The organism is Tardiphaga sp. vice304 (assembly GCF_007018905.1).
Lineage (GTDB): Bacteria > Pseudomonadota > Alphaproteobacteria > Rhizobiales > Xanthobacteraceae > Tardiphaga.
Genome location: NZ_CP041402.1, coordinates 4,527,410 through 4,550,532, shown reverse-complemented (window position 1 = coordinate 4,550,532; position 23,123 = coordinate 4,527,410). Strand labels below are relative to the sequence as shown.

Here is a 23,123-nt window from a genome sequence, read left to right as displayed (position 1 = left end):
CCCGCACGAATTCGGAAAGCGGGCATCACCGCCAGTAGTAAAGCGAGGTTCAAATATGAGGTCCCGCCCCACGACCAGCCCGTTTTCAACGAAGCCTTGCATTAGAGCTTTCATGAAACGAAGGAACCTCTTGCTCGTCGCCGGCGCGGCGATCGTCGCAGGCTGCTCGACCACCAGCGGCGGAGGCACCGCCGCGCCGGCGGTCAAGCGCAAGGAGATCTCCACACACCGCAGCGGCACCGCCAGGCCGCTTCTCCGCGCCCTGGTCACAGCGTCGCTCGCTGCACTCTTCCACTTCGGCGGCGCGCAGGCCGCGCCGGTCGAACGCGTGACGCTCGACAACTACGTTCGAGCCGAGACCGATCGCTACTTCAGCGAGCGAGTGAATAGCAGCGGCATCGGCCGCCTGTCGCACGATCGGCAGGGCGTCGACATCGACCATCAGCCGGTGGTGCGGATGAACCGCGATACGCCGTACAGCCGCGTGGTGCTCGACCTAACCACGCCCGCCACGCTCGTCCTGCCCAACGTCGGCACGCGCTTCCAGTCGGCGATGGTCATCAACGAGGACCATTTCATCAAGCTCGTGATCTACGGTCCGGGCGAGCGGACCATCACGAAGGAAATGGTGGGAACGCGCTACGCGTTCATCAGCATCCGGACCTTCGTCAACCCTGACGATCCCGAAGACTGGAAGCGCCTGCACGCGGCGCAGGACGGCATCGCTCTCACCCAGGCCAGTCCTGGCAGGCTGGACGTGCCCAACTGGGATACGGCCGCACGCGACAAGCTCAGCGGGCTCCTGCGGCAGATGGCGCCCTTCGTGGCGAGCAGCCGCGGCATGTTCGGCGACGTCGACGCTGTAGACAAGGTCGCGCACCTGGTGGGCACCGCCGGCGGCTGGGGCGGCAACCGCGAGCAGGACGCGCTGTACCTGAACGTCGTTCCGCCGGCCAACGACGGCAAGACCGCCTACACGTTGACGCTCGGCGACGTGCCGGTGGACGGTTTCTGGTCGGTCAGCGTCTACAACGCCGGGGGCTTCTATCAGAAGAACCCGCAGAAGGCTTACTCGCTGAACAACGTGACCGTGAAGCCGGGCCCGGACGGCAAGGTGACGCTCCGCTTCGGCGGCGATCCCCGCCAGCCCAACTACCTGCCGATTGTGCCTGGCTGGAATTACACCGTGCGCCTGTACCGTCCGCGCGCCGAGATCCTCGACGGCACCTGGCGCTTCCCCGCCTTGGTGGCGGTGTCAGCGCCATGATTGCGCGGTTGCGCCGTAAGAACTCGCTTTCCCGCCAACCAGAAGGAGCTGACATGAAACGAAGGAACCTCTTGCTCGTCACCGAGCTGCAGTCTGATCTAAAATCAGGCACGATGTTGCTGGCTGATCGAGGGTACGACGCAGACTGGATTAGGGCATTCGCCGGTCCGAGGTGCGTGGGCTAACATTCCTCCGAAGCGAAATCGCAGAGACCCAATCTGTTTTAGCCCATATCTGTATCGGGCACGCAATTTGGTGGAGCGTTTCTTCAATAGGATCAAGAAATGCCGGCGCGTCGCGACCCGATATCACAAACTCGCCGCGAATTACCTTGCCTTCATCAAGCTCGCAGCGATTCGGATTTGGCTGCGCGCTCATCAGTCCACGCCCTAGAGCTTCGCTATCGCGTTTTGCCTCCAGTCTAAGAATTGATCTTATACTGGGCTTCCGCCTGTTGAGACGTATGGTACGCCTAGATGTCCAAGTTCCAACGACCGCTCAGCTTATAATAGTATCTCAGATTGTATCGAAAGGGAGGCTGTGAACGCGCCTTCAGGCACTGCTTTAACCTACCAGCGGCGTTTGGCACGACTGAAACACACCCGCCCCTCAGAACGGCACCGAGCCCCGCCCCCGGAAACTCCAGATCTGCACGTTGTTGCAGATGCCGCCGAGTTCGGCGCCGAAGACGACCGCAGCGCTGTTGCCGAACCGTGCGCGACCGAATTGCTAACGGCGAGATTCCGTTCCGCAAATTTTACCTTCGCGCGGTCATCTACCGTATCGTCGTGGACGACCACAATATTCGGGTTGTCGGGTGACAGCGCGACGCTGGAAAATTTTATCGCTGGGAAAAGTGTCACCGGGGCAGGTGTTCGCAGTTTTGAACACAAGTGGTGCTCCCTAGCGGAATCGAACCGCTGTTTTCGCCGTGAGAGGGAGACTTTTACGTGTTTAGGTTGTCCGGTGATGTCCACCTAAGTATTTGTTTTGAAAGCAAATACTCTGATTATGTTCATGGTTGTCCAGACTCGTTCGCCAGCGTATATTTGATCTTTATTTGATGACCAAGTGAGTGGCCAATGTCCAGAACTCTCAAAGAATCAAGGCTGACCACCAAGAATGCTCGCCTTAAGCTGGACTTAGGACAACATTGGCGAAGCCTCGATCCATCCATCCACCTCGGGTACCGGAAAGGTAAAAGAGGAGGGTTTTGGATAGTGAGGTACTACCTGGGGGCGGAAAGATATAAGCAGACCACGTTAGCCAAGGCCGATGATCTCTTACCGGCAGATGGCACTGAGTTTTTAAGCTTTGAGCAAGCCTCCCGAGCAGCCAAGGATTATGTCGGGCGGCAAATCAAAGAAAGGCTCGCAGCAGTCGCTGGACCGCTCCTAACCGTTGAAGTGGCAATCAATGAATATCTGCAAATGCGAGAGATACGAGAAAACGCCATACATGGCGGCTCGACAGGGACGAAACGAGATGCTCGGTCTCGACTACGGAAGCATGTGCTTTCTTCGGACTTGGCCCGTAGGCTGCTACTTGACCTCGAAGTCGAACACTTCGTAAAGTGGAGACAGCAGCTATCGGGATTGGCACCGCAGTCGATCAAACGGCTTATCAACGACCTGAAGGCAGCGTTAAACTTCGCTGTAAGGAACCATCGAAAGCAAGTTGCGGCAGATTTTGAAAGGGTCGTGCGGGATGGCCTAAAAATTGATGAACCGAATATCAGCCAAGGCCGACAGCAAATCTTGACGCCCGATCAATTACTAAAAATTATTGTTTCAGCCGCAAAGATCGACAAAGCGCAGAGCCTGCACGGTGACCTGCACCGCATGGTCGTCGTCATGGCTGCGACGGGAGCACGGTTTTCGCAAATTCGTCGAATGGTAGTATCCAGCGTCCAACCCGAAAGGAAACGGTTGATGATGCCTAAGAGTAGGAAAGGAGCTAACAAAGCCGTTCAGATATACCCAATTTCGATAACTCAAGATGTTATCGAATGCTTGTTTCCCGTAACGAAAGGTCGGTCGCCGGATGAGCCTCTGCTCGAACACTGGATTCGAAAGCAGACTGGTTTCGGAAAATGGGTGAATAGTGCAAGAGGGGCTTGGAAAAATCCAAGCGAAATGGATGGAGAATGGAAAGCAATAGTTGCTGATGCCGGACTCCCTGATGGCACGATCCCGTATGCGCTGCGCCACACCAGCATTCATCGTATGATTACTGCGAATATGCCAATCCGGACCGTGGCTGCTCTTCACGACAACTCGGTGGCGATGATAGAAAAAAACTACACAGCTTTCATCACCGACCATATCGACCAGATGGCAGCGGACATCGCTGTGCAGCTTATCTATCCAGATCAAAGTGGGTGATCCCAGCGATATCGATTATTTTAGAAAAGTCATAGTGCGTAGCGTTTAAGACCAACAACATGTGTCTTGAACGACAGCTTGGGAAGCTGCCTATAAGCCAACTTAAACAACACGGTGGCCGCAAAACCCCCAGATTTCGGCTTAATCGGATCAATGAGGTAGAACCGAATAACAAAACTTTTAGAAGCAAATTTCTGAACGGTGATGCTCGTCGAAGAGGAAACACTGTTGCGGTACAACGAGGCTGTGCTCCCTTAACGATGATAGCTCGCCATGAATTCAGCGACTAGGCATCTAGCAACAGGATTGGCTGTCAGGTCGTTATATTTCTGGTATCTCGACAACATCTTTTAATTTCGGTTTCGGAGACGTGTCAGCGAAGACATGCCGGTCGCTGTACCAATCCGTCGGCGAAAATTTATCCAAAGGCGCCAGAGGGATGCGAACCATCTCAGGGTCAGCAATTTTGGCTTCAATATTTTGAAGAGGCGATCTACTGTCAAAAGGCTAGCGCCGTACATGCTTAGCATCAAGCTGACCCCGATGAGCCAGTGACCGTCTCCGGCCACCAACAATGCCCAGAGCTTCAGAGGCTCAACGATCATCAACGGTATCGCTAACACGATCAGCGATTGGTACGGCCCGAGTGACGCAAACCAACCTGCTAATCTACCTCTGCCTAGCGATCCAACTCCGGTAGACCTGGGACTGAAGTGGTCATTATTTGGAGACAAATTTTTCTCGTTGTTTCATTCGTAAAAAACTCAGAAAGCCAAAAAAAACGCCCCGCACGAAGCAGGGCGTCTTTTGGAACACAGTTTTAGTTATATTTAAACTGCGGCATCTTTTTCAGTTCATCTTTGCTAACATTATAGACAGCGTGATCCGGGTACCAGATTTCATTTCCGGCCCGCATCGGACGGTTTGACCGGTTGACCTCACCTGTCACAGCGCCTTTGTCGGTTGTACCAACCGTAGGCGTGTTTACGGGTGATGTTGAGATTGTGGTTGTGGAGGTCGAACGAACAGGCTCATTGATCCATGTGAGCTTGTCCATGGAAACAGCTACGTAGTGTTCGCCCATTCCGAGAAAGCCACCAACGCCAAGGATAACGTCTGACACTCGGCCGGATTTATCGATGATGATCTCCTCGACCTCGCCAACTTTCTCTTTGGCGTCGTTGTAGACGTTCAAGCCAATCACCTTGGAAGATCGCCACTGACCTTCCTTGTGAGAACTGACAGTAGTGTCAGATCGATCTTTCGTTATTGTCTGTGCCCAAGACGGGGCACCCAAAACCGCAAGACCAATGAATACGATGGGTAATAGTTTATTCGAAACCATTTTTTCCTCCTGTTGTACCGAGGGTCATAACGGTTCCAAAAGCCCATAAGTTCCGACGGCCTCCGACTAAACGACCTCTAATCTTCACTGTATGCCAAGAACTGTGTGAAAAGTCCGCCGAAATTGACACCGCCACCTTGGTTAAGCAAAGCGTTTACTTGCCGAGAAGCTGGAACAGAAGGTCCAACTCCCACCCTGAGCAACGGTCTCCCAGAGTTTAACAACAAGCACTGATTGGAATACATTAATTATGTATCAGCGCCGATTGGAGCAGCGTAGTCTATCAATGGTCGGGTTCGACCGGCCGACACAGAAAACCGATACAGTTTCTGCCACATGGCTTTGAAAAACGGCCCGGCTTTTACACCGGGCCTCTTTTCATTACTTCTGTTGGTCGCTCTTCTTGTGAGCTTCGTCAGAATGTTGGTGGGCCGACTGCGAATGCTGCATCGCAGCCTTTGCATGTTCTTTGCCCTTCGCATGATCGCCCTTGCCGTGATGTTCGGCGGCCGAACGATGCGATTTAGCGGCAGTTTCGTGATGCTCGGCTGCCTTCGTGTGTTGTTCCTTGGCCATCTCATCCCATCCTTTTAAGTTTCGCTCCCCAGCCTGCATCAAGATCAACGGTCAGAGTTTGTTCCTTACGGCCTACCTGATTAGGGAAAATATATCCCACTGGGCAAGCTTACTTTAGCCTATGATTTGGCCTCCAAATTCAAATGGGGGAAATGCGCTATGAGCAATCACATGCCGCCAGTACCGCCCGCTAACCGTACCAACAAGGGCGTATCGAACGAAGCGAAAGACATCCAGGACACGTCGCATAAGAAAACTCATACCGACAACACTGCGGAGCAAGGCGACACAGCGAATATTAGGCAAAACACAACAAACAAGGGGGCCTTCAAAGGCAGCCGAGTTAAGTAGCGGCGCTCTACGCCTCGCAATCATCAGACAGCGTGCAGCTCCGATAATACCGCTGTGTACTTGAATTCTGGATTAAGAGGTTTACTCTCGAAAAAAGGAGCTACCTTGAACGAAAACATGAAAATGCAGGTCCCTGCACAGATAAAAGAGTTGGCGGAAAAAACCGTCGAGCAGGCCGAAAAGGCTTTCACTACGTTTATCGAAGCGGCGCACAAGTCGGTCGATATGGTCCCTCACCCGGCAACAGATATCTCAAAGAAGACGCTGTCGTTGACGCAGCAGAATATGAAGGCGGCGTTCGACCATGCCCGCAACCTACTTCATGCCACCGATCTTCAACATTTCATGCAGATTCAGAGTGACTTCTTGAAAACCCAGTTCACGACTGCTCAGGAGCAAATGAAACAGTTGGGTGGAGACGTCATGGCCTCGACGAAGAAGGCCGCGTCCAACGAAAAAACCGGTTAGTATTGCCCAGAATGAGTGAGGGTAAGCCCACGCTAGGGCTTACCTGACATACGGCCCTGCGCAAATGATGCTCGCCTACTGCACAGAGAGTATGTTCGGGGCTACGATATTTGAACTCTATGGCCTGCAATCAATTGCGCAACGGAAGATTCTTCCGTACTTCAGTCATCTACTCACAGCGAGAATTTACATGAGCAAGCGATCTAAATCGTCGGGCTTGAAGAATTCGACAATGCTGGCTAGGGCTAAGGGCAGCATGGCTGAAGCTGCTCCGAAGAAGCAGACGCCCACCGAAACCATTTTTGTTACTCCTGTTTCGACGACGGGCACTGTTTCCGATCCTGATCCCCTTGAGGCCGTAGCGGCGACTCAAGAAAAGATTGCACAAGAGTTTATCGCACCGTCCGTGCCAGGTGCCGCTTGTGCGGATGCACCAGAGCCAGCGTCTTATGGGAGACCGTCGGCCAATCCGACACTGTGGGATTTTTCTGCAAAGGTTTTGGGAATCGCCCAAGCGAATGCCATCTGCGCATCAAATTTCGTCAAACATTGTTCAACGGCCAAAACACCTCAAGATATCATCGCAGCAGCGAGCGAATTTTACAAAAAGCAAGGCCGGCTTCTTGGACAGCAATCGAATGACATGTTTGAAATGTTGGCAGGTCCGAAGCATTGATGATCTATGAGACCTCTCAGGTGACCACACCCGCTCTGCGGGGATGCAATGAATAATTGTATCTTTCGAAATGCCGGGCTTGTCATCCTGCTAATCATCGGCCCGATTGCGTCTTCATTTGCCTCAGAACGCATCAATGCCAATACCATTGAAAATGCTCAGTTCACCAAGAAGCTTGCTCCGACTGACACGGTCAACCCCATCGCAGTAAAGGTTCAAGTCTTTCTCGATAGGGCTAAATTTTCTCCCGGTGAGATTGATGGCAAGCTTGGAGAAAATTTGGAAAAGGCGCTAACGGCATACTCCGCTTCACGGAATCTTCCGGTTGGAAAGGAGCTAACTGCTGATCTTTGGGCAAAGCTCGTTTCCGATGCGGAGCCTGTTTTGACGGAGTACGTCTTGACGGACAAAGATGTCCAAGGCCCCTTCCTCGAAAAAATCCCCGCAAAGTTAGACGACATGAAGAGTCTGAAAGCCCTAAGTTATCGAAACGTTCGAGAGAAAATCGCTGAACGATTTCATATGAGCGAGGGGCTGTTAGTGGTCCTCAATCCAGGCACGAAGTTTGATGTTTTCGGTCAGAAGATTGCGGTGGCCAATGTCTTAAGGGCGGCTGAAGAAGTAAAAAAAGAAAGGATATCCCGTATCGAAGTTGATAAGGACGCTCAGACAGTAAAGGCTTTCGACAAGGCTGGTGCCGTGGTTGCGTTTTATCCGGCAACGGTGGGGAGTGACGAAAAGCCGACACCCTCCGGCACGTTGAAGGTCGTTTCGATAGATCGGAATCCGACGTACCGATATAATCCTGATTACAAATTCAAGGGGGTTAAATCGAAGAAACCGTTCGTTATCGGTCCCGGACCGAATAATCCTGTTGGAATCGAATGGATTGGTCTAAATGCCGAAGGCTACGGAATTCATGGGACGCCGGAGCCATCAAAGGTTAGCAAGACCGAATCTCATGGCTGTGTCCGTCTGACGAATTGGGATGTCGAACGGCTGGCTGCGATGACCAGTAAAGGGACGCCGGTAGTCTTCTTGCAAAGTGCAGACAAAACCGAGAACTAGCTTGATCGATACGGGCATCGCTATGCGCATCACCGGACCCTGGACCTGGTATGATGTCGCCTTGCCTTTTGACAGTCGCATCATAATAGCTGATGGACAGAAGCACGGCCGATCTTATGATGCTATGCAAGCGCAGACAGCCGCCCATTTTGAAGCAGTTTATATAATCGTTAGATTAAAACTGTTTTCGGGCGGTGGTGACCATGACGATTCGTGACGTATTTAGGCGTATCTCCAGCGAATACCTCAGAAGCAAGAGCGAGCCGCTCACGGATAATCGACTAAGCACCTTGTGCCGCTTGCGCCGTAGGTTTTAGCCTTGCTGCACGAGTTACGATTGCTGCCCGGGTCGGAAAATAGCGCATTTCTGTTTCCGTCGCCTGGGAAGGACGGACACATGAGCAATAATACGATGCTGTATGTGATGTACCGCATGGGATATCACGGGCGAGCGACAGTCCACGGCTTCCGGGCACTGGCATCCACAACTCTCAACGAGGCCAGGATTCGGCCTGATCTTATAGAGAAGCAGTTAGCGCACGAGGAGAGGAAAAAGGTTCGTGCTGCTTACAACCGTGCTCTGTATCTGGCCGAACGTCGGGCATGATGGTCTACTGGGCCGACGTCGTCACTGGTGCGAATGTTGTAAAATTTCGATCTGCCTGAGAACAAAACCACGGGAATGCTGAACTGCGACCTTTCGTCCCGAAACCATGATTGCGGTGTCGCCTGTCAGGCGTTGAGCATTCATCCTCTGTCTTGTGGAACCCAGCGAAGTCAAAAGGGTTATCACGAGAGTTTAACAGGGAGAACTGCCATGAGGAATATCTACTTAATCTCTACAGCTATCGTATTAGCGAGCACAGGAATGGCTGTTGCCCAGGGTACCAGTCCAAGTCCAGGCGGTACGACGACGGCTCCCGCCTCGTCTCAATCGCCACCTCCGGCAGCCCCTGCTGAAAAAATGGCCCCGGCCGAAAAGTCTGCCCCAACTACTTCAAAGGACACCCCAGCGGCGGGCATGAAAGGTGCCCCAGCCGATAAGATGGCTCCGAAGTCCGAGAGTATGAAGTCCGATGCGCCTAAGAGTGCGGCGGATACCAAGGCACCAGCGCCTGGTGCTGCAGAAACCAAGGCACCAGCGACTGAACCTAAACCCTCCGCTGCCGATCAAAAAGCCGGAGCGCCAAAGTCTTCAGCCGACACCAAATCTGGCGAAGCGAAGCCACAGGCGGCGGATACAAAGTCAGCAGGTGCTGCACCACCTGCGGAGAAGCGAACTGAAATCTCCTCTGCTATCAAGCAGGAGAAGGTGACTGAAGTTACCAATGTGAACTTCAACATTTCCGTTGGCGCCACGATTCCAGCGACCGTGCAGTTTCATCCTCTTCCGACTCGCATCATCACGATTTATCCTGAATGGCGTGGATACGATTTCATTCTAGTGCGTGGCCGATACATTATTGTTCGTCCGCAAACCCATGAGATCGTCTACATTATCGAGAATTAAAATCGAAAAAGAGGGTGGCGAAAGCTACCCTCTTTTTTTCGGAGTGCATCGCCAAGTTCTGCCCAATGGTAGCCAGGATTTTCTTGAGAAGCGTATCAATTGACATTTCATCGGATGCGCCAATTTGCCAAAGCAGCTTCAGCGGCTGCCCGGTTATCACTAATTCGATAGATGGCCTGTCGGCTTAATCCTGTATTGGCTGCAATCTCGCTGACGCCAACAGACAGATCGAGCATGTTGCAGGTCGCTGTTAGCTGTTGAGAAGTGAGGCTGGGTTTGCGGCCTCGATATTTCGTTTCCGAGTCATCCATTCGGGCGTGCTCAATGCCGCTGCGCTGTGCCTCCTTCGTCGCCTCGGCGTTGGCCTGAGCCGTGGCAGCCATAAAGCCGATCAGGGCGTCCGGAATGCCATCTGCATCGGGTCGGATGTAGCGCCATTGAAAGTCATGTTATTTATGACCGTCCGAATGATTACGCCCCGTCGCATGAACTCTCGGATGGCGTCGCAGACATCACTGTAGTTTCGTCCGAGTCGATCAACCCAACGCACGACGAGCTTGTCGCCGCTACGCAGCATGTCGAATAATCGTTTTCCTTCGGGTCGATCAGCCAGCTTGGTGCTGACGCATGATATGCCATGGTCCGAAAGGACACGGTCTATATTGAAGCCAGCAGCTTCGGCCTGAATAGCTCGCTAATAGCAGCTTCCGTCGTATTGCGTGAACGACCTACCTTGGAGGGTGAAGATTGCTATTCGCCCAATTTGCGGTTGGTGACTTCATCGGATCACTGAAATACCCCAGCCGGGTTGACTGATGACACTGCGAGCAGTCAAACACTAGATGCTTGTCTCTTCTTGTCCGAAGGGATATGAGAAAATTAAACTGCGTATCGCAAACCGGACAACGAAGAATGATCGGAGTTGGGAAATCGACTGATGGCCCGGACATAACGCTACCCCACAGAAAATGAGAGCACTACGAAGCCTTGACCGCATAAAATCGTAATCGAGAAAATGCTAATCCTTTCGAATGAAGCTGTCTATTGAGAATTTCGGTCTTACTGCCTTCTTGAAAATGCTTTCCGGCACCCGACCTTGCCCCGGTCTTTCAAGTCTTTCCCCAAATGGCGCTGCCAGGGCGCATCCAATATTATCTGATGCGGATACCCCCGCCCACCGATAAGCCTTCGGCCCGATTTATCACTTAGGACGCTTCCTTATCAAAGGGGAGAAGGTGTGAACTCTTTTTGCGCCGAAATGGTCAGCGAGGCGTAGAGGCCGCAGACACGATCCGGAAACGAAAAGTGGTCCACTTTCGTCAAGGGACCCAATGCGATTTAGCAGCGTCTTCCTGGTTTTCGGCTGCGGTTGCAACAGCCGGTAAATCGACGCCTCTCGGAGGGCCTGAGGGGGCCGGGAACGATCTCCCGACATGACCATTATCCACATCCGCTTGATGCAGAGGCGGCATTTCCAAGACGGCTGCCTCGGTCTATTCCCCCTTGCTCTCTGGAGGGGACGCTAATTTTCTACCAAAAAGAAGGAAGGCGCACCTTCAGGTAAGTGCCGTGAAAGATACAAAGAAAATTGGTTGAATTCTGGGGAATCACAGTGCGACTAGTACCAATAACTCATTCAAGCCACTCGTGGCGCAATATCAAAGAGCAGTGGAAGCACGAAGCCGAAACCGTAGGCGAAGACTTTTCAGCTTTTGCCATCGGGAACTTCGCAACACTTGATTCGCTTGCTACCCGGGACGGGTCTAACGCAGGTCTATTCGGACTCTATGACGGCGACAAAGCTCACGCAGTTTTTCAAGCGACCCGGATTCTCATGAAGAAGTACACTAACAGAAAAGAATCTTTTGTCACACCTGGTGAGACACGACACACTGACCGGCCTCACAAATCGGTTTTCTTTTACCGAGCACCTTGAAGTTCGACGGGCTCGCTTGGAACAGACGGGCCAAGGTTTTGCAGTCATGCTAATTGATCTTGATCGGTTTAAGATCATCAACGACACGATGGGCCACCCTGCCGGGGACGAATTGCTGAAACAAGTCGCAATCCGCCTCCGACTCGGTATCACGGATGGCGATTTTGTAAGCCGCCTTGGTGGAGACGAATTTGCAGCAATTCTGTCCGATACTGTTAATTGCGCAAACTTCGCTCGCAGCCTCGGTGAGACCCTACGGGCACCTTATCATATCCAAGGACAGTCGGTGACGATTGGAAGCAGCATGGGCATTTCGATGGCACCCATCCACGGGACAGACACGAGCGTGCTTATGAAACGGGTGGACATGGCGTTATACCGGTCAAAGGGGAACGGCCGAGATACGTTCTATATTTTTGAAACTGAGCGGGATGAACCGAAAGCGCATTGGGCGCTACCGTAATAAATCCCCATGAACTCCTGCATGGTTGAAACGTCACGTTGGCCTGCACCGACCGGTTAGTATAGGATGTGGGCTGGAACTACTGGTGTGACCTCGCAGCCCGCTGCCTTCCAAATTGTAATCAACTGGGACCCGAAGGATGAGGCGTATTGGCTAATTCGCTGGTATATTGGGTAGCGTTCTTTCTACGATAGCCTGCACGAAACGCCGGAGCGACAGCGATGCATCTGGATCACGTTAATATTCACGCTTACGACCTGACGGCAGCCCGGAACTTTCTCATGGGCCTTCTCGGCGTCAAAGTTGGTTGGCGGCCTTCCTTCGGAGTGCCGGGCGACTGGTTATATTTAGACTCCCGGGCGGTCATCCACACCTGGCTGAAGACTGGCGAGCGAGGCTTAGGCTGGGTCGATCACATCGCATTCGGCCCGTGTGGCGACCCCGATAAGAAGCGTGGCGAATCGCAACGGCAGGGTTATACTTTCACCGAAGCGGGACTGATTGACACGAACATCACTCAGTTCTTCGTCTATGGCCCCGAAGGCATGAAGATCGAGTTGCAATGCGAGAGGACCATCGACCACGCAAGGTAGACGATTCATCTGAGAAACTGCCTCTGGGGAATTTTCATGCTCAGAATCGCATTTTCAATGGGACTTCTAATCTCTTTTCCTGCCAATTCTTACTACTTCTCATACCAGTCATGGCTTGCACAAAGCGAAGACGCTAGAGCAGCTTATATTGCAGGAGCGTTTGACTCGTTCGTATTTTATTACGATACGGACGAAGGTCACGATACGAACGAGTATTATCGGTCTTGCGTCGAACGGCTACATCTAAAGCCGACACAATTCGCTACTGAGCTTTCAGATTTTGGTTCGAGCCAGCCGCACCTTTACGCAGGAACGGTTCAAGCGATGATTCTTGAATATCTCGTAAAAACATGTGGCAGGTATAAAGCGACTAGTTGGGAAAAGCCGGGGAGGGGGGGCTGACGATTGACGTTGTAAAGTTCATACGTCGCATCAATGGCAACTTGCGCCGGGAGGAAGTGTGTACGGCCTAGCCTTACCAATCCGTCGCCGGGCATCGCACTGGTTCGATCGATTCTTGTGGGCAGAATCACCATTGGCTGCGACCACTGGATGATCCATTTGATGTCTCCCTTGCCTGGGATAAAGTTTACAATAACCGGTAGACGGACGCTCGGCCGATCTTAAGATGCTTTGCAATCGCTGATGGTCCCAACCCCTGGCCCTTCAATTCGAGCACCATTGCTCGATCAATGCTGGGTTTTCTGCCCTTGTAGACGCCCTCAGCCTTCGCCTTGGCAATTCCCTCCATCTGGCGTTCTTTCCGTAAGTTGGTCTCGAATTCTGCAAACACGCCCAACATGTCTAGGGTCCGGACCCAATAACTGGATTCCCATGATCGTTCGTTCGTGATTCACTGCCTCATCGAGGAGGCAATGAGATGGCGGATTTCTTTTGGTTTTCCGATACGCAGTGGGCTCGGATCGAGCCGCTGCTTCCAACCGACGTGCGCGGTAAGCCCCGGGTAGATGATCGTCGTGTGCTGAGTGGCATCGTCCATGCCCTTCGCTGCGGCGGCCGTTGGGTCGATTGCGCCGACGTCTATGGTCCGAAGAAAACGCTCTATAACCGGTTCGTCCGCTGGTCAGAACGCGGCATTTGGGAAGGCATATTCAGCGCGTTGGCGGGAGCGGCAGATGTGCCGGGCCGGCTGTTCATCGACAGCAGTTGTATCAAGGTCCACCGCTGTGCGGGCGGCGGAAAAGGGGGGCCTTGGCTCATGGTATCGGCCGCACGAAAGGCGGACGAAACACGAAGCTCCATGCCGTCTGCGACGAGAAGGGCCGCCCCTGCGTCCTGCTCCTGACGCCCGGAAACGTGCACGATTGCAAGGTCGCGCAGCTCTGCATCGGAGCGATGCCACCCTCTGCGGAACTCGTCGCTGACAAGGGGTACGATAGCCAGGCACTGCGGGAATGGCTGGCCGAGCGTGGCACCGAGCCCGTCATTCCGCCCCGCAAGAACCGCAAGATCCAATACGAATATGACCGCGCGATCTACAAGCAGCGCAACGTCGTCGAGCGCATGTTCTGCCGCTTCAAAGATTGGCGACGCATCGCAACCCGCTTCGATCGGAACATCAAAAACTTCATGGGAGCCATCAGTCTCGCCGCCGCAGTCATCTGGTGGCTGTAGTGAGTCCGGACCCTAGAAACGCTTTTCCGGCGGCTGTTGTGGTGTCGATTGGCTGTTCTGTAGCTTTCAGTGATGCCCCCTTCGCTCTGACGGCTCTGACGATATCCTGCAAATCGCCAATCGAGCGGGCAAGCCGATCAATGCGTGTCACGATCAGCACGTCACCGGCTCGCAGGAAGTCCAAGACCGTTTCTAGCTCCTGGCGGCCTTTGGTGGTCGTCCCAGAGCGTTTCTCGGAGCGGATGACCTCGCAGCCTGCGGCCTTGAGGGCTGCCAACTGGATCGAAAGGTCCTGATCGCCGGTGCTGACACGGGCGTATCCGATAATTGTCACGATTGGCCTCGTTGCGTCTCATTAGAGACTAGACTATCGAGTCGTAACGTCTCGCAATCTATAAGTAAACCCTATTGAGACAATAATTGTGTCTCATGCGTGTGCTTCGCAACGGTATACCCAATTGCGACAAAGGAATTTATGCTCAAGCCATGTAGCCAGGACGTTAAGCGAATATTCGCTCGTGTTGATCGATCAGCTCGATACTACTGTTCCTTGTACACGAGAGCATCGAAGATCGCAGCTCGATAGCTCGCCAACATACGCCCTCTATTATCCTGCGGCATTGGGTTCGAGTACCACGATTGCTCTTCAAACCACCTTAAGAGATCGAGGTATGTTTTCCCTCTTCCATTTGGAGCATTCGAAAGAGCAGTCGGCGGCAGTCCGGACAATTCAGCCAACAATCGTCGTGACCCTGCATTTACAGAGACAGCTCTATCTGGCCGTGCAAGTGCAAGAAAGCGTGTAGCTAACGCTCCCCCGAATCCGTCAATTGAATTAAGTTCTGAAATAAACTCGACGGCAGCTCCGGCGAAATCTGCATCAGACGAGTCGATTACCAACTGTAGGTGCCGTCTTATCGTTGCTCGAACTGCGATGTTAGCACGGCTTTTCTCGGCAAAGATGTTGTTCGCAACACCGGCCCCCTTCATTGACCCGAGTAGTCCGTGATAATCTCCCCTTCCCAGCAGAAGATGTCGTTCCGTCTTCGACAGATCGTCCCAGCTTTGTTGAACGATCACGGCATGTCCTTGCGAGATCGTATGGCACCAGCTTCCAACTTCACCAGTGACAGGGTGTTCTATATCCCAGTGATTTCCCCAATACTCATCGGCTTCATCGATTGCGCTTTCAAAAGAAGACCAACTAGTGATACCACCGGCTAAATCATAAAGGCCGGAGAATGGAAAGGCTTTATGATAGGCCTTCTTGCTGAGCGGAGGCGGGGCTGGCGGCTTCCATCCATTTTCGTATTCATCGATAATTGTGGCTTGGCCTTCTGAATTTTCCAGAGAATTCCATAACTTACTAAACCACCCCGCAGCATCTCCCTTATCGGTAAATTTCATAACTAGTTCTTCATTTAGCTCAAAGCCGCCGTTTGTAAGATTAGCACTTCCGATCCACCCTTCACACTCTGTTGCTTTGTGAAAAAGATATAGCTTTGGGTGAAAAAGAGAGTTTGTGCCTGTCACAATCCTAAGCTCGGCAGCCCTCTGAAGCTTTCGCAGAGCGGCAGGGTGTGTAGCATTCCCCCAAATTCCGACTATCACTTTCAATTTTCCTGCACGCTCTGCAAACTCACATAGCTGTTCCAACGCAGAACAGTTATTTACCCAGGCAACGGCGATTTCAACACGCTGCGCTTGCAATAGAACTTTAGAAAGCTCGGGTAGAAGATTATCCGATTCGAAGAGCATTTGTTATTTCCCAACGTAAACGGCGACGCCAAATGATGGCAACTTTCGGAAGAGCTCGTCAACCGTCGCACCAGCAACCTTTTTTGCGTCTGATAATTCATTTTTGAGATTTAAAGCGCCGTTGCTCATTAGCTTTGAGAGAGTTTCTGCTTGAAATGAAGAAACATCCCGGCCAAAGGACCCCCAATTCGAGATGACACGTATCGTCATTTTTACAGATTGGTCGCAGACTGGAGCATCACTAGCGGCTTAGCTCAGCAAAAATTGAACTCGGCGAAGAACGGCGTTTTCATCCACCAAATTTATCCCCTGACTAATGACTGAGCATTGCCCTACATTGAAAGAGCGATCAAACTGATGACTGAGGACCTTGCGCCTATTGTGGATTAAGTTCCTGGCATCTTCCGTATCGAGATGATTTTCGTCCAGTAGAACATCCCGTGCCCCGCATAAAGTCCTTCGACGTTACATCGAGACTTGATGGGGCAAGTCGCCAAGACTTGTTTTGCGAGCGAAGAGCTTTTATCAAAATCAAAAGATGCGTCACACCATGACGAACTGCTTTTCGGAATATCTAATAGTTGCAATCCGTCTTCACCGAGGCCGACAGTACCAACGCAAGACTGCCGTAGCGACTGCTTGGCGTCCGCTTCGATTGACGAATGGATACCGGCGCTTATCAGCGCCGCAATAATGATCAAACAAAACACCCTTCGTTTGCTTCTGCGATAATCGAGATCGAATAACGTCATTTGCCACCCAAATAACCCGCTTAATTTCCTGCTTCGTTGCTGGGCCGAGCCTATCCAGCAAGATTTCCGATCCACCGCTTATGAACCCAGCCAGATGCACACGGCCCCGTGTATGGCATCGTTTTCGCCCACGGCGTGTTTACATTGCACTCCTGACGCCTCTTAGAATAGACAACTGCGTACCAGTCACCTTGCTGTTCGCAAATCGACAGGTTCTGTCCGTTATAAACCTTATCAATTCTGCTAGCTTGAATTGACGGAAAGGACTTCACAGCCAGGAACCCGTCACCATGAGGGTCAAGCCCCATTACAGTGCCTGTGCTCGGACATCCGTCTAGGTCCGTTCCGCCCTGGACCATCACTGTTCTGTCAGGGCGAACTTCTCGGTCCTCTGAATGTGCGGACCATGATATGCTTGTTAATGCAGCCACCATCATAACGATGCGTTTCATTCTATCCCCTCAAACATTCTAGCGGTCTCATTGCCGCTTCAAGTTAGATTCAACTTCTGCGTCGCAACTCAGAATAGGCGCCTCCTGCCCTACACTGTCGTTCGAGTTTATCGACTGGGTAAAAGGTTTAACGCCAATAAAGTGCGGAGGTCTCGATCAGTCCGACATGCTTTTGATCGCCTGACCCTTTGACGAACCGCATCAGGTCAACACCCATCATCTTTTAAGATTACATTGAACCCTAACGTCGCCATTTTTGTCCTGAATGGACCCATATCCCTGCGTCGCAGCACAGAATGTAAATGACGTTCCATTACCTTCTGCGTGCCATCCCGCTTTGGCACACACAATTTCATCCTTATTGGGGTCGTTGGCGTTGGAAACGCTGTACTTCTTTCCTCTCCATTCTAGGACATTTTTACTATCATCCACCCGAAGCGGATACGTCTTGCCATCGACGACATCATCGCATCCGTATCCGTCGCTGCTATTAGGAAATATGCATGCCTTGCAGGAATAGTTGAAAGTTTCTGCGCATGCAAAGCCCATCGGAACGCTGAAGGCAGCAACGACTAAGAGAATTTTTTTCATTTTTCATTTCCCGACCGTTTCCCGTGTATGCTAATAACATAGACAACGTGTGCCGATTCATCCAATCAAGTATCCTTATCAAAATGGATCCGGCTTGCCTTGTGCGCAAAAATTTTCGAACAAGTAATTAACTGCTTTTTTGGTTCTCGCCCAATCAGAGTCGCTGGGAACTGCAAATGAACATCGATCGCTACAAGAATCGAATGTTTGCGAAATCAGCATAGAAGCAGCGTCCTTGAAATTTGCTTGCTTAAATTTGCCCTTAAATACACTTCCATCTTTTTCTATTGTGAACGCAGCATAGCGATACCGAAACTGATTCCGTGAACCGTCGTACACCGTCATGGGCGTTCCCTTCCATGACTTCAATCCGTTTAAATTAAGCGTCCCCTGGGCGATCAGGAACACCCCAAAGTGCGTTTCGATATCCACGGAACATTTTGCTTGGTTGTAGTTGGTGATCTTGGTTGACCACACACCATCGAAATTCACGGATGACCACGATTTATTAGTGGTCAGGATAAAGTTTGCAGTCTCGGCGAAAGACGGCGTACCGGCTTTGCTGTCGGTTGCATTCGGCGAGGCAGTATCCGCCAAAACCAGCGTGCTATCCTTAGTGATCGGCTTAACGGTCTTGATCTCACCTCGGGCTGCCGTAACGCCGCTAAGCATTTTGCACCCACTCAACGGCACAAAACCCGCTTTAATTGCTTCCGGCGTCGGTGACTCACTTCGGCAATTGGTGGCCGTCGCAGCGGTAATGACGCAAAATCTGCCAACCTGGCATTCTTTGGCAATCAACGAGTCTGCGTTTTTATCGTCAACTACACAAGCTACGCCGCCATCCCGTTGTAGAAGCGTCAACGAGAAATATGGTGACTTCTCTGTTCTAAGATTGCCGAAGCATTGCACTGGGGTCAGGTCAGCCGGCTTCACCTGAGTATCAGGTGTTAGATCTGCTTTAACATCAATCACCAACGAGATATTGGCACATTCGCCTTGACACTCCTCGCCGGTGAAACCGTTTACAATGCACCTTTCACCCAATTTACAAATCGTTGTTACAGCCCTAGCATCAGCCTTGGTTATCAAGCATATGCTTTCCTGATCCCCATCAATCATTGGGGGGCCAATGAGTAGCGAACCGTCCCCGTCAGGCGATTCTTTGAGTTTACCAAGACACGTCGCAATGGCATTTTTACTAAAGCTAATAACTTTTCGTTTTGAGCCATAAGAGGGCACCGTTTTGTCTCGCCCGAACCAATACCCGTCAAATTTGTTTACAAAATAGCTGTTTGCAGACTGATTGGAGCAAAGATACTGATCACCATTCGATATTTTACAAATGCCCACCATTGCATCGCTCAAAGTTTTTTTGTCATCCTTTTCTTTAGAAATCAGTCGATCGGAAATGGCGTCGGTCTTAGGTCGAGTATCTTTTTGCGACGAAAGAACTCCACTCGGTGTATTTGTAGAATAAAGTTCGATATGCTTTGCATCTGCAACGCAATCTGCAAGCATTTTCATCGCAATTGTCGGGCTAGCGAGAACCATCGTTAGGGTTCGCATTCCCGTTGGCATGGTAAAATCTATTCTTGCTGTTGACGAAAACGCATCAATAATTTTCGAATCGACGTTTGGAATTAAGATTTCTCTCTCCGAGAACGCCTCATAAACAAGTTTGTCCGCTAATATGAAATCCATGCCCGTGCTGGACCGGAAAAGGTCGAGTCTTACGTATCCCTGTGATTTAGGGCGAAGTTGCCAGTTAGAATTATTAATCTTGAGGAAGAACTCTCCGTCCTTCAGGTCCTTCGCTAGTATTAATTCTGAGCCTTCTGGGCTGGTCGATCTTGCGGAACAGGACGGGTCAGCCGTCCCTCGTTGGCGATAGCCCATACCAGACCATCCGGTCAGCTCTTTAGAGAAGAACATGTCTGTATCGGCGAATGCAGCTACTGTCGAAGGTGTCGGTACACGGCGCACGTTTTCTTGAATTTCTTCGGAGTGCGAACCGACCGTCAAAAACTGTAGAGCGAACAGAAGGGCGAAACAAATCACTAAAAGTGCGGAATATCCGATTTTGGGATGGCTGCTTACGATCACGCCCCGCACCTTTAAAATGTGGCGAAAATTGGATTAGGGCAAATATACCGTCTCACGTCAACGCTTGACTGCGGTCTCGAGGAACCCGAGCCGCCGACTGCTTTTCGAAGCCTAAATGAGCCAGGGATTTTACGTCGTCCGGTTAGATGGATTCGCAACAACGGGCTACATTCCTTTTGTTCGATTTTAATGCAGCCTGGGACGGTCCTGTGAGCCCCGCAGAAGCCCGCCAGCGGGTTTAAAAGCGGTTCAGGCCCAACAACCCTCATTTGACAGCCAGCCACCGTATGGGTTCATTTTAGCGGCCTGATAAGGCCCAAGCTGTCTGCCATTGCCCTTTGCAGCTTGCTCGGAAAGCCTGTCCCGATCCAAGTCATCTCTAACCCAACCGATGGCAGGCGTTCTCCTCCGCTGAAGGAAGCCGTCTGCCACGGTGCAATGCCATGACCAGACGGACTTCCCCAACCTCCAAATGAATGGAGACCTCCTCCTAATAGGTCCCCGTTTCGTAGAATCACTACGGAGAAGCGTCGTCAGATGGCGTGCTCGTGATCTGATATTTCGCCGCCAGATGCTGGTCTGACCTATCGTCGAAGCCACAGGACACATCCCGAACTCCATTGTACCCCCGTTGGAGGCTTTTCATAATCGAAGGAATTTGCCGGAGACGATCCCGCTTCGAGTGCGCAAACGTAGCGTTGTGGACGAGATGCACCTTAATTTCTCGAATGCTTAGCCCTGCTTTTTGCAACTTGAGACCAAGCCGATAGAAACCATCGTTACCCTTCCCATCCGACGTTGACCGCCACTCAGAGATGGCCGCTTCGACAAGTTCTTGAACAACCCCTCTAGGATGGCCGTCATTGACAACTTGATCTTCATAATCGTTATCGGCCGGACTGATCGAGTGCATGAACCAGGTCTTGGGGTCGAGGACTTCCCGGCCATCCTCATAGTATGTAAAAAAGCTTTCGCTTGCTAACTGGGCCTGTGCAGGCAAAGCGAAGAGGCTTGTTGGCGTGCATTTCGAGGTGTCGAGGCCGGACTTTGGTTTATTTGATCCCTTCCCCTGCTTGCCCACGGAATAGCCAGCTTCCGTCAGCTTCCATCTGATATCACCCATGATGGTGTCATACACCGCAGGCGTCATAACGGTACTGGTTAGAATGATCGCACGGAACCGAGGCTTCTCATTGGTGTGCCCGTCAGTGTTCGTGATAATCATCTTGATCGATGGAAACAAAGCTGCAAATGCTTCTGGTCGCAAATCACCATTCTCAAAATCAAGCCAGATATGACGGCAGCAAGCGATATTTGCATAGCCTCTGGAGGTTGCCTGAGCCAAAGACGGATCATATAGGCTTGGCGAAATCAGAAGGTTCTTACTTTTTGGACATGAGTCTTGGTGGAATCCCCATTGGGTTACTACAAATGAATCAATGCAGGATGTCTTCAGATACCCGTCTGATTCCTTCTGGTTTTTCTTAGTAAATATTGATCCATTAAAGACTCCCATGCAGTTTGGGGTAATAGATTCTATAGTACAATCTACACGGTAGTCCTCTTTATCAGGATCGCAACTTCCCTCACGATTGTGCTGCGGATAACGAGAAAGGAGATCATTATACTCATCAAGCTTCTTCTGCTTCGCCTCACGACGCTGAGTACGGCCCCGCTCAGCATGGGAGGAATGCTTCTTAGGACGGCCACCGGTCCTCCTAACATGCTCCTTGGGCAACCCAGCATCCAGCCAGGACACCGTCGCTCCAGGGAACAGATCAGCAAGATATTCGGCCAAGCCCAGATCAGGGACAATAACTGTTATAGGCTCGGTTGACCCCAATGATCGTGCCGAGGTCCGCATCACCGCCTGGTACGCAGCCGAGAAATAGATCATGCGGCGAACGTCTGACCGAGACAGGCCATGACTTTCAAGAAATCGGCAATGGTCCGGGGGCGGGTTTAAAGCGGACGCAAACAAGATGTTGCTTATATGGGAATACGAATTAAGCCCATGAGGCTTGTTAGGCAGGCGATGGGCATTTGTTCCGAAGGGCTCCTCTTTGAAGCTTTTGTTAGCCTGCCACAAAAACGGACGTTCACCGAACTGCGTTTTCGCCGCTGTCATCAGGCGGTCAATAACCATGGCACCCCCCACAGTCTCCCTGCCATATTTTTTAGACCAATCTTTGTTTGTGACATAATATATGGTCATCGATGGTCCGTTCTCATGCTTCGTGAATCGAAGCTCTGAAGAAAATTCATTGTCGTCAATAAACTTAACACCTTTGTCGGACCAGAGCCTGTAGATCGCTGTGTCTTGAAAATTTGCGGACGCCATGAAGACACTGGCAAAACCCGCAAGAAAAGATGGCTCCAGAACAGAATGGAAAGTCAGTGACACCTCGCTATCCCGAGCGAGAAGTCGATAGTACTGTTCGGTGTTAACAAACGTGCTCCAGTGATCGCTCGCCAGAAGATTGATAGTTTTTCTAAGAGCGTTTAGAATTTCGTCTTGCTGGCTATTTTTCGCCATCCTGCGCAGCACTTCCATGTCACGAGGGGCTACACGGGAGTACACCGTGTTGTGAGGTACCAAGACTAGTTTGTCTGTCAGAATGTGGTGAGTTTCGGGAAGATCATGCAGATCGCATCGGACGGCCTCGAACTCTTCATCGATGAGTAGGTGCACGTCCTTCTTGCTCGACCAATACGGGACGTGTTCCAGAGCTTGGTGTGTTGCAAAAATAATTTGGCCTTCATCTGAAAAGTCTCTCAAGTGATCAGCTATTTGATGACCGACACTCAGGTTAGAATTCGACGAAGTGCTGTGAATCGATGCATACATCGGTTTCTTTTCAAGCTTTCCTATCTCTTCTGAAACGGTTTTAGAAATTAGCTCGGTTGTCGGTTGTACGATCAAAGCAATTTGATTGGCCAGCGCAATTCTGGAACCACGCCTTACCAAAGCACGTGTCTTTCCTGAGCTACAGGGGGCCGGGCAACATAGAATTTCATACACGGTGGGTATCCTTTTTTATAAGCACGATAAATTCCTGGCAGAAATGCTCATCGGCGGTTTAGGTGTGAGGTTGTATTTGTTCTTAGTATCAGATGCCGCTGTGACGATAGTGGCTGCGAGAGCGAAACAATGGTTTTGCCGATGTTATGGCGGCAGAAGAATGATCGCCC

General features: G+C 51.4%; 19 protein-coding genes, 1 tRNA gene and 4 pseudogenes. 12 read left to right on the top strand and 12 right to left on the bottom strand.

The features are described 5' to 3' along the window. Positions 1–112: 112 nt before the first annotated feature. Together FNL56_RS21680 and FNL56_RS21675 are read left to right on the top strand one after the other, a co-directional pair. Positions 113–1,267 (top strand): DUF1214 domain-containing protein, encoded by a 1,155-nt coding sequence (locus tag FNL56_RS21680; protein ID WP_168202998.1) that lies wholly within the window; start codon positions 113–115, stop codon positions 1,265–1,267. Positions 1,268–1,353: 86 nt separating this feature from the next. Beyond that, a pseudogene (locus FNL56_RS21675) lies at positions 1,354–1,660 on the top strand (transposase); the annotation flags it as partial. A 501-nt stretch (positions 1,661–2,161) separates the two neighbouring features. Here FNL56_RS21675 and FNL56_RS27855 read toward each other — a convergent pair. Continuing rightward, a tRNA-OTHER gene (locus FNL56_RS27855) sits at positions 2,162–2,248 on the bottom strand. Positions 2,249–2,349: 101 nt separating this feature from the next. Here FNL56_RS27855 and FNL56_RS21670 point away from each other — a divergent pair. Then, on the top strand, positions 2,350–3,651 hold the full coding sequence (locus FNL56_RS21670; protein WP_143582377.1) for a tyrosine-type recombinase/integrase: 1,302 nt from the start codon (positions 2,350–2,352) through the stop codon (positions 3,649–3,651). A gap of 820 nt (positions 3,652–4,471) precedes the next feature. On the opposite strand, the gene FNL56_RS21665 is transcribed toward FNL56_RS21670, so the two are convergent. Beyond that, a complete protein-coding gene (locus FNL56_RS21665) occupies positions 4,472–4,996 on the bottom strand; it encodes a PRC-barrel domain-containing protein (protein WP_143582376.1) in 525 nt (174 codons plus the stop codon). A gap of 381 nt (positions 4,997–5,377) precedes the next feature. Then, on the bottom strand, positions 5,378–5,572 hold the full coding sequence (locus FNL56_RS21660) for a hypothetical protein (RefSeq protein ID WP_143582375.1): 195 nt from the start codon (positions 5,570–5,572) through the stop codon (positions 5,378–5,380). Between the two features lie 468 nt (positions 5,573–6,040). Here FNL56_RS21660 and FNL56_RS21650 point away from each other — a divergent pair, with 468 nt between their 5' ends. The 5 genes from FNL56_RS21650 to FNL56_RS21630 all read left to right on the top strand — a co-directional run bounded on the left by FNL56_RS21650 (position 6,041) and on the right by FNL56_RS21630 (position 9,645). Next, entirely contained in the window at positions 6,041–6,391 is a 351-nt protein-coding gene (locus FNL56_RS21650; protein WP_143582570.1) for a phasin, read from the top strand. Between the two features lie 190 nt (positions 6,392–6,581). Continuing rightward, positions 6,582–7,067, top strand: a complete 486-nt coding sequence (locus tag FNL56_RS21645) for a phasin family protein (RefSeq protein WP_143582374.1) — start codon at positions 6,582–6,584, stop codon at positions 7,065–7,067. A gap of 48 nt (positions 7,068–7,115) precedes the next feature. Further along, a complete protein-coding gene (locus tag FNL56_RS21640; RefSeq protein ID WP_143582373.1) occupies positions 7,116–8,135 on the top strand; it encodes a L,D-transpeptidase family protein in 1,020 nt (339 codons plus the stop codon). Positions 8,136–8,532: 397 nt separating this feature from the next. Further along, positions 8,533–8,742 (top strand): tyrosine-type recombinase/integrase, encoded by a 210-nt coding sequence (locus tag FNL56_RS27850; RefSeq protein ID WP_168204693.1) that lies wholly within the window; start codon positions 8,533–8,535, stop codon positions 8,740–8,742. A gap of 210 nt (positions 8,743–8,952) precedes the next feature. After that, positions 8,953–9,645, top strand: coding sequence for a DUF1236 domain-containing protein (locus FNL56_RS21630; protein ID WP_143582372.1), 693 nt, complete (start codon positions 8,953–8,955; stop codon positions 9,643–9,645). Between the two features lie 107 nt (positions 9,646–9,752). Here FNL56_RS21630 and FNL56_RS21625 read toward each other — a convergent pair. Continuing rightward, positions 9,753–10,333: pseudogene (locus FNL56_RS21625) on the bottom strand (recombinase family protein). 1,189 nt (positions 10,334–11,522) lie between these two features. Here FNL56_RS21625 and FNL56_RS21620 point away from each other — a divergent pair. The 3 genes from FNL56_RS21620 (at position 11,523) to FNL56_RS21610 (ending at position 13,039) form a co-directional block, all read left to right on the top strand. Further along, complete coding sequence (locus FNL56_RS21620; protein ID WP_246661669.1) at positions 11,523–12,044, top strand: GGDEF domain-containing protein; 522 nt, start codon at positions 11,523–11,525, stop codon at positions 12,042–12,044. A 221-nt stretch (positions 12,045–12,265) separates the two neighbouring features. Beyond that, positions 12,266–12,637: a glyoxalase gene (locus FNL56_RS21615; protein WP_143582370.1), complete on the top strand. Its 372-nt coding sequence runs from the start codon at positions 12,266–12,268 to the stop codon at positions 12,635–12,637. Positions 12,638–12,673: 36 nt separating this feature from the next. Continuing rightward, positions 12,674–13,039 carry a hypothetical protein gene (locus tag FNL56_RS21610; protein ID WP_143582369.1) on the top strand — a complete coding sequence of 122 codons (366 nt, stop codon included), beginning with the start codon at positions 12,674–12,676 and terminating at the stop codon, positions 13,037–13,039. Positions 13,040–13,226: 187 nt separating this feature from the next. Here FNL56_RS21610 and FNL56_RS21605 read toward each other — a convergent pair. Then, positions 13,227–13,445 (bottom strand): annotated as a pseudogene (locus tag FNL56_RS21605) (helix-turn-helix domain-containing protein); the annotation flags it as partial. Positions 13,446–13,490: 45 nt separating this feature from the next. Continuing rightward, entirely contained in the window at positions 13,491–13,637 is a 147-nt protein-coding gene (locus FNL56_RS28505) for a hypothetical protein (protein WP_246661574.1), read from the bottom strand. On the opposite strand from FNL56_RS28505, the gene FNL56_RS21600 reads away from it, so the two are divergent. Continuing rightward, positions 13,569–14,272 (top strand): IS5 family transposase gene (locus FNL56_RS21600; RefSeq protein ID WP_441351309.1). Its coding sequence is split into 2 segments (ribosomal slippage): positions 13,569–13,850 and positions 13,853–14,272, totalling 702 coding nucleotides; the frame shifts between segments, so codons are not numbered across the junction. The genes FNL56_RS28505 and FNL56_RS21600 overlap by 69 nt on opposite strands. Before the next feature lie 13 nt (positions 14,273–14,285). Here FNL56_RS21600 and FNL56_RS21595 read toward each other — a convergent pair. The 6 genes and pseudogenes from FNL56_RS21595 to FNL56_RS21570 all read right to left on the bottom strand — a co-directional run. Next, positions 14,286–14,606 (bottom strand): annotated as a pseudogene (locus FNL56_RS21595) (recombinase family protein); the annotation flags it as partial. Positions 14,607–14,812: 206 nt separating this feature from the next. Continuing rightward, positions 14,813–16,030: a phospholipase D-like domain-containing protein gene (locus tag FNL56_RS21590; protein ID WP_143582368.1), complete on the bottom strand. Its 1,218-nt coding sequence runs from the start codon at positions 16,028–16,030 to the stop codon at positions 14,813–14,815. Between the two features lie 386 nt (positions 16,031–16,416). Continuing rightward, complete coding sequence (locus tag FNL56_RS21585; RefSeq protein WP_143582367.1) at positions 16,417–16,782, bottom strand: hypothetical protein; 366 nt, start codon at positions 16,780–16,782, stop codon at positions 16,417–16,419. A 668-nt stretch (positions 16,783–17,450) separates the two neighbouring features. Next, positions 17,451–17,825, bottom strand: coding sequence for a hypothetical protein (locus FNL56_RS21580; protein WP_143582366.1), 375 nt, complete (start codon positions 17,823–17,825; stop codon positions 17,451–17,453). Positions 17,826–17,903: 78 nt separating this feature from the next. Beyond that, positions 17,904–19,931 carry a hypothetical protein gene (locus FNL56_RS21575; RefSeq protein ID WP_143582365.1) on the bottom strand — a complete coding sequence of 676 codons (2,028 nt, stop codon included), beginning with the start codon at positions 19,929–19,931 and terminating at the stop codon, positions 17,904–17,906. Between the two features lie 517 nt (positions 19,932–20,448). After that, entirely contained in the window at positions 20,449–22,953 is a 2,505-nt protein-coding gene (locus FNL56_RS21570) for a DEAD/DEAH box helicase family protein (RefSeq protein ID WP_143582364.1), read from the bottom strand. Positions 22,954–23,123 lie beyond the last annotated feature (170 nt).

Bases quoted from the DNA above. Each gene is read 5' to 3' on its own strand.
- FNL56_RS21680 (WP_168202998.1), top strand. From the start codon at position 113: ATGAAACGAAGGAACCTCTTGCTCGTCGCCGGCGCGGCGATCGTCGCA.
- FNL56_RS21670 (WP_143582377.1), top strand. From the start codon at position 2,350: ATGTCCAGAACTCTCAAAGAATCAAGGCTGACCACCAAGAATGCTCGC.
- FNL56_RS21665 (WP_143582376.1), bottom strand. From the start codon at position 4,996: ATGGTTTCGAATAAACTATTACCCATCGTATTCATTGGTCTTGCGGTT.
- FNL56_RS21660 (WP_143582375.1), bottom strand. From the start codon at position 5,572: ATGGCCAAGGAACAACACACGAAGGCAGCCGAGCATCACGAAACTGCC.
- FNL56_RS21650 (WP_143582570.1), top strand. From the start codon at position 6,041: ATGAAAATGCAGGTCCCTGCACAGATAAAAGAGTTGGCGGAAAAAACC.
- FNL56_RS21645 (WP_143582374.1), top strand. From the start codon at position 6,582: ATGAGCAAGCGATCTAAATCGTCGGGCTTGAAGAATTCGACAATGCTG.
- FNL56_RS21640 (WP_143582373.1), top strand. From the start codon at position 7,116: ATGAATAATTGTATCTTTCGAAATGCCGGGCTTGTCATCCTGCTAATC.
- FNL56_RS27850 (WP_168204693.1), top strand. From the start codon at position 8,533: ATGAGCAATAATACGATGCTGTATGTGATGTACCGCATGGGATATCAC.
- FNL56_RS21630 (WP_143582372.1), top strand. From the start codon at position 8,953: ATGAGGAATATCTACTTAATCTCTACAGCTATCGTATTAGCGAGCACA.
- FNL56_RS21615 (WP_143582370.1), top strand. From the start codon at position 12,266: ATGCATCTGGATCACGTTAATATTCACGCTTACGACCTGACGGCAGCC.
- FNL56_RS21610 (WP_143582369.1), top strand. From the start codon at position 12,674: ATGCTCAGAATCGCATTTTCAATGGGACTTCTAATCTCTTTTCCTGCC.
- FNL56_RS28505 (WP_246661574.1), bottom strand. From the start codon at position 13,637: ATGGACGATGCCACTCAGCACACGACGATCATCTACCCGGGGCTTACC.
- FNL56_RS21590 (WP_143582368.1), bottom strand. From the start codon at position 16,030: ATGCTCTTCGAATCGGATAATCTTCTACCCGAGCTTTCTAAAGTTCTA.
- FNL56_RS21585 (WP_143582367.1), bottom strand. From the start codon at position 16,782: ATGACGTTATTCGATCTCGATTATCGCAGAAGCAAACGAAGGGTGTTT.
- FNL56_RS21580 (WP_143582366.1), bottom strand. From the start codon at position 17,825: ATGAAAAAAATTCTCTTAGTCGTTGCTGCCTTCAGCGTTCCGATGGGC.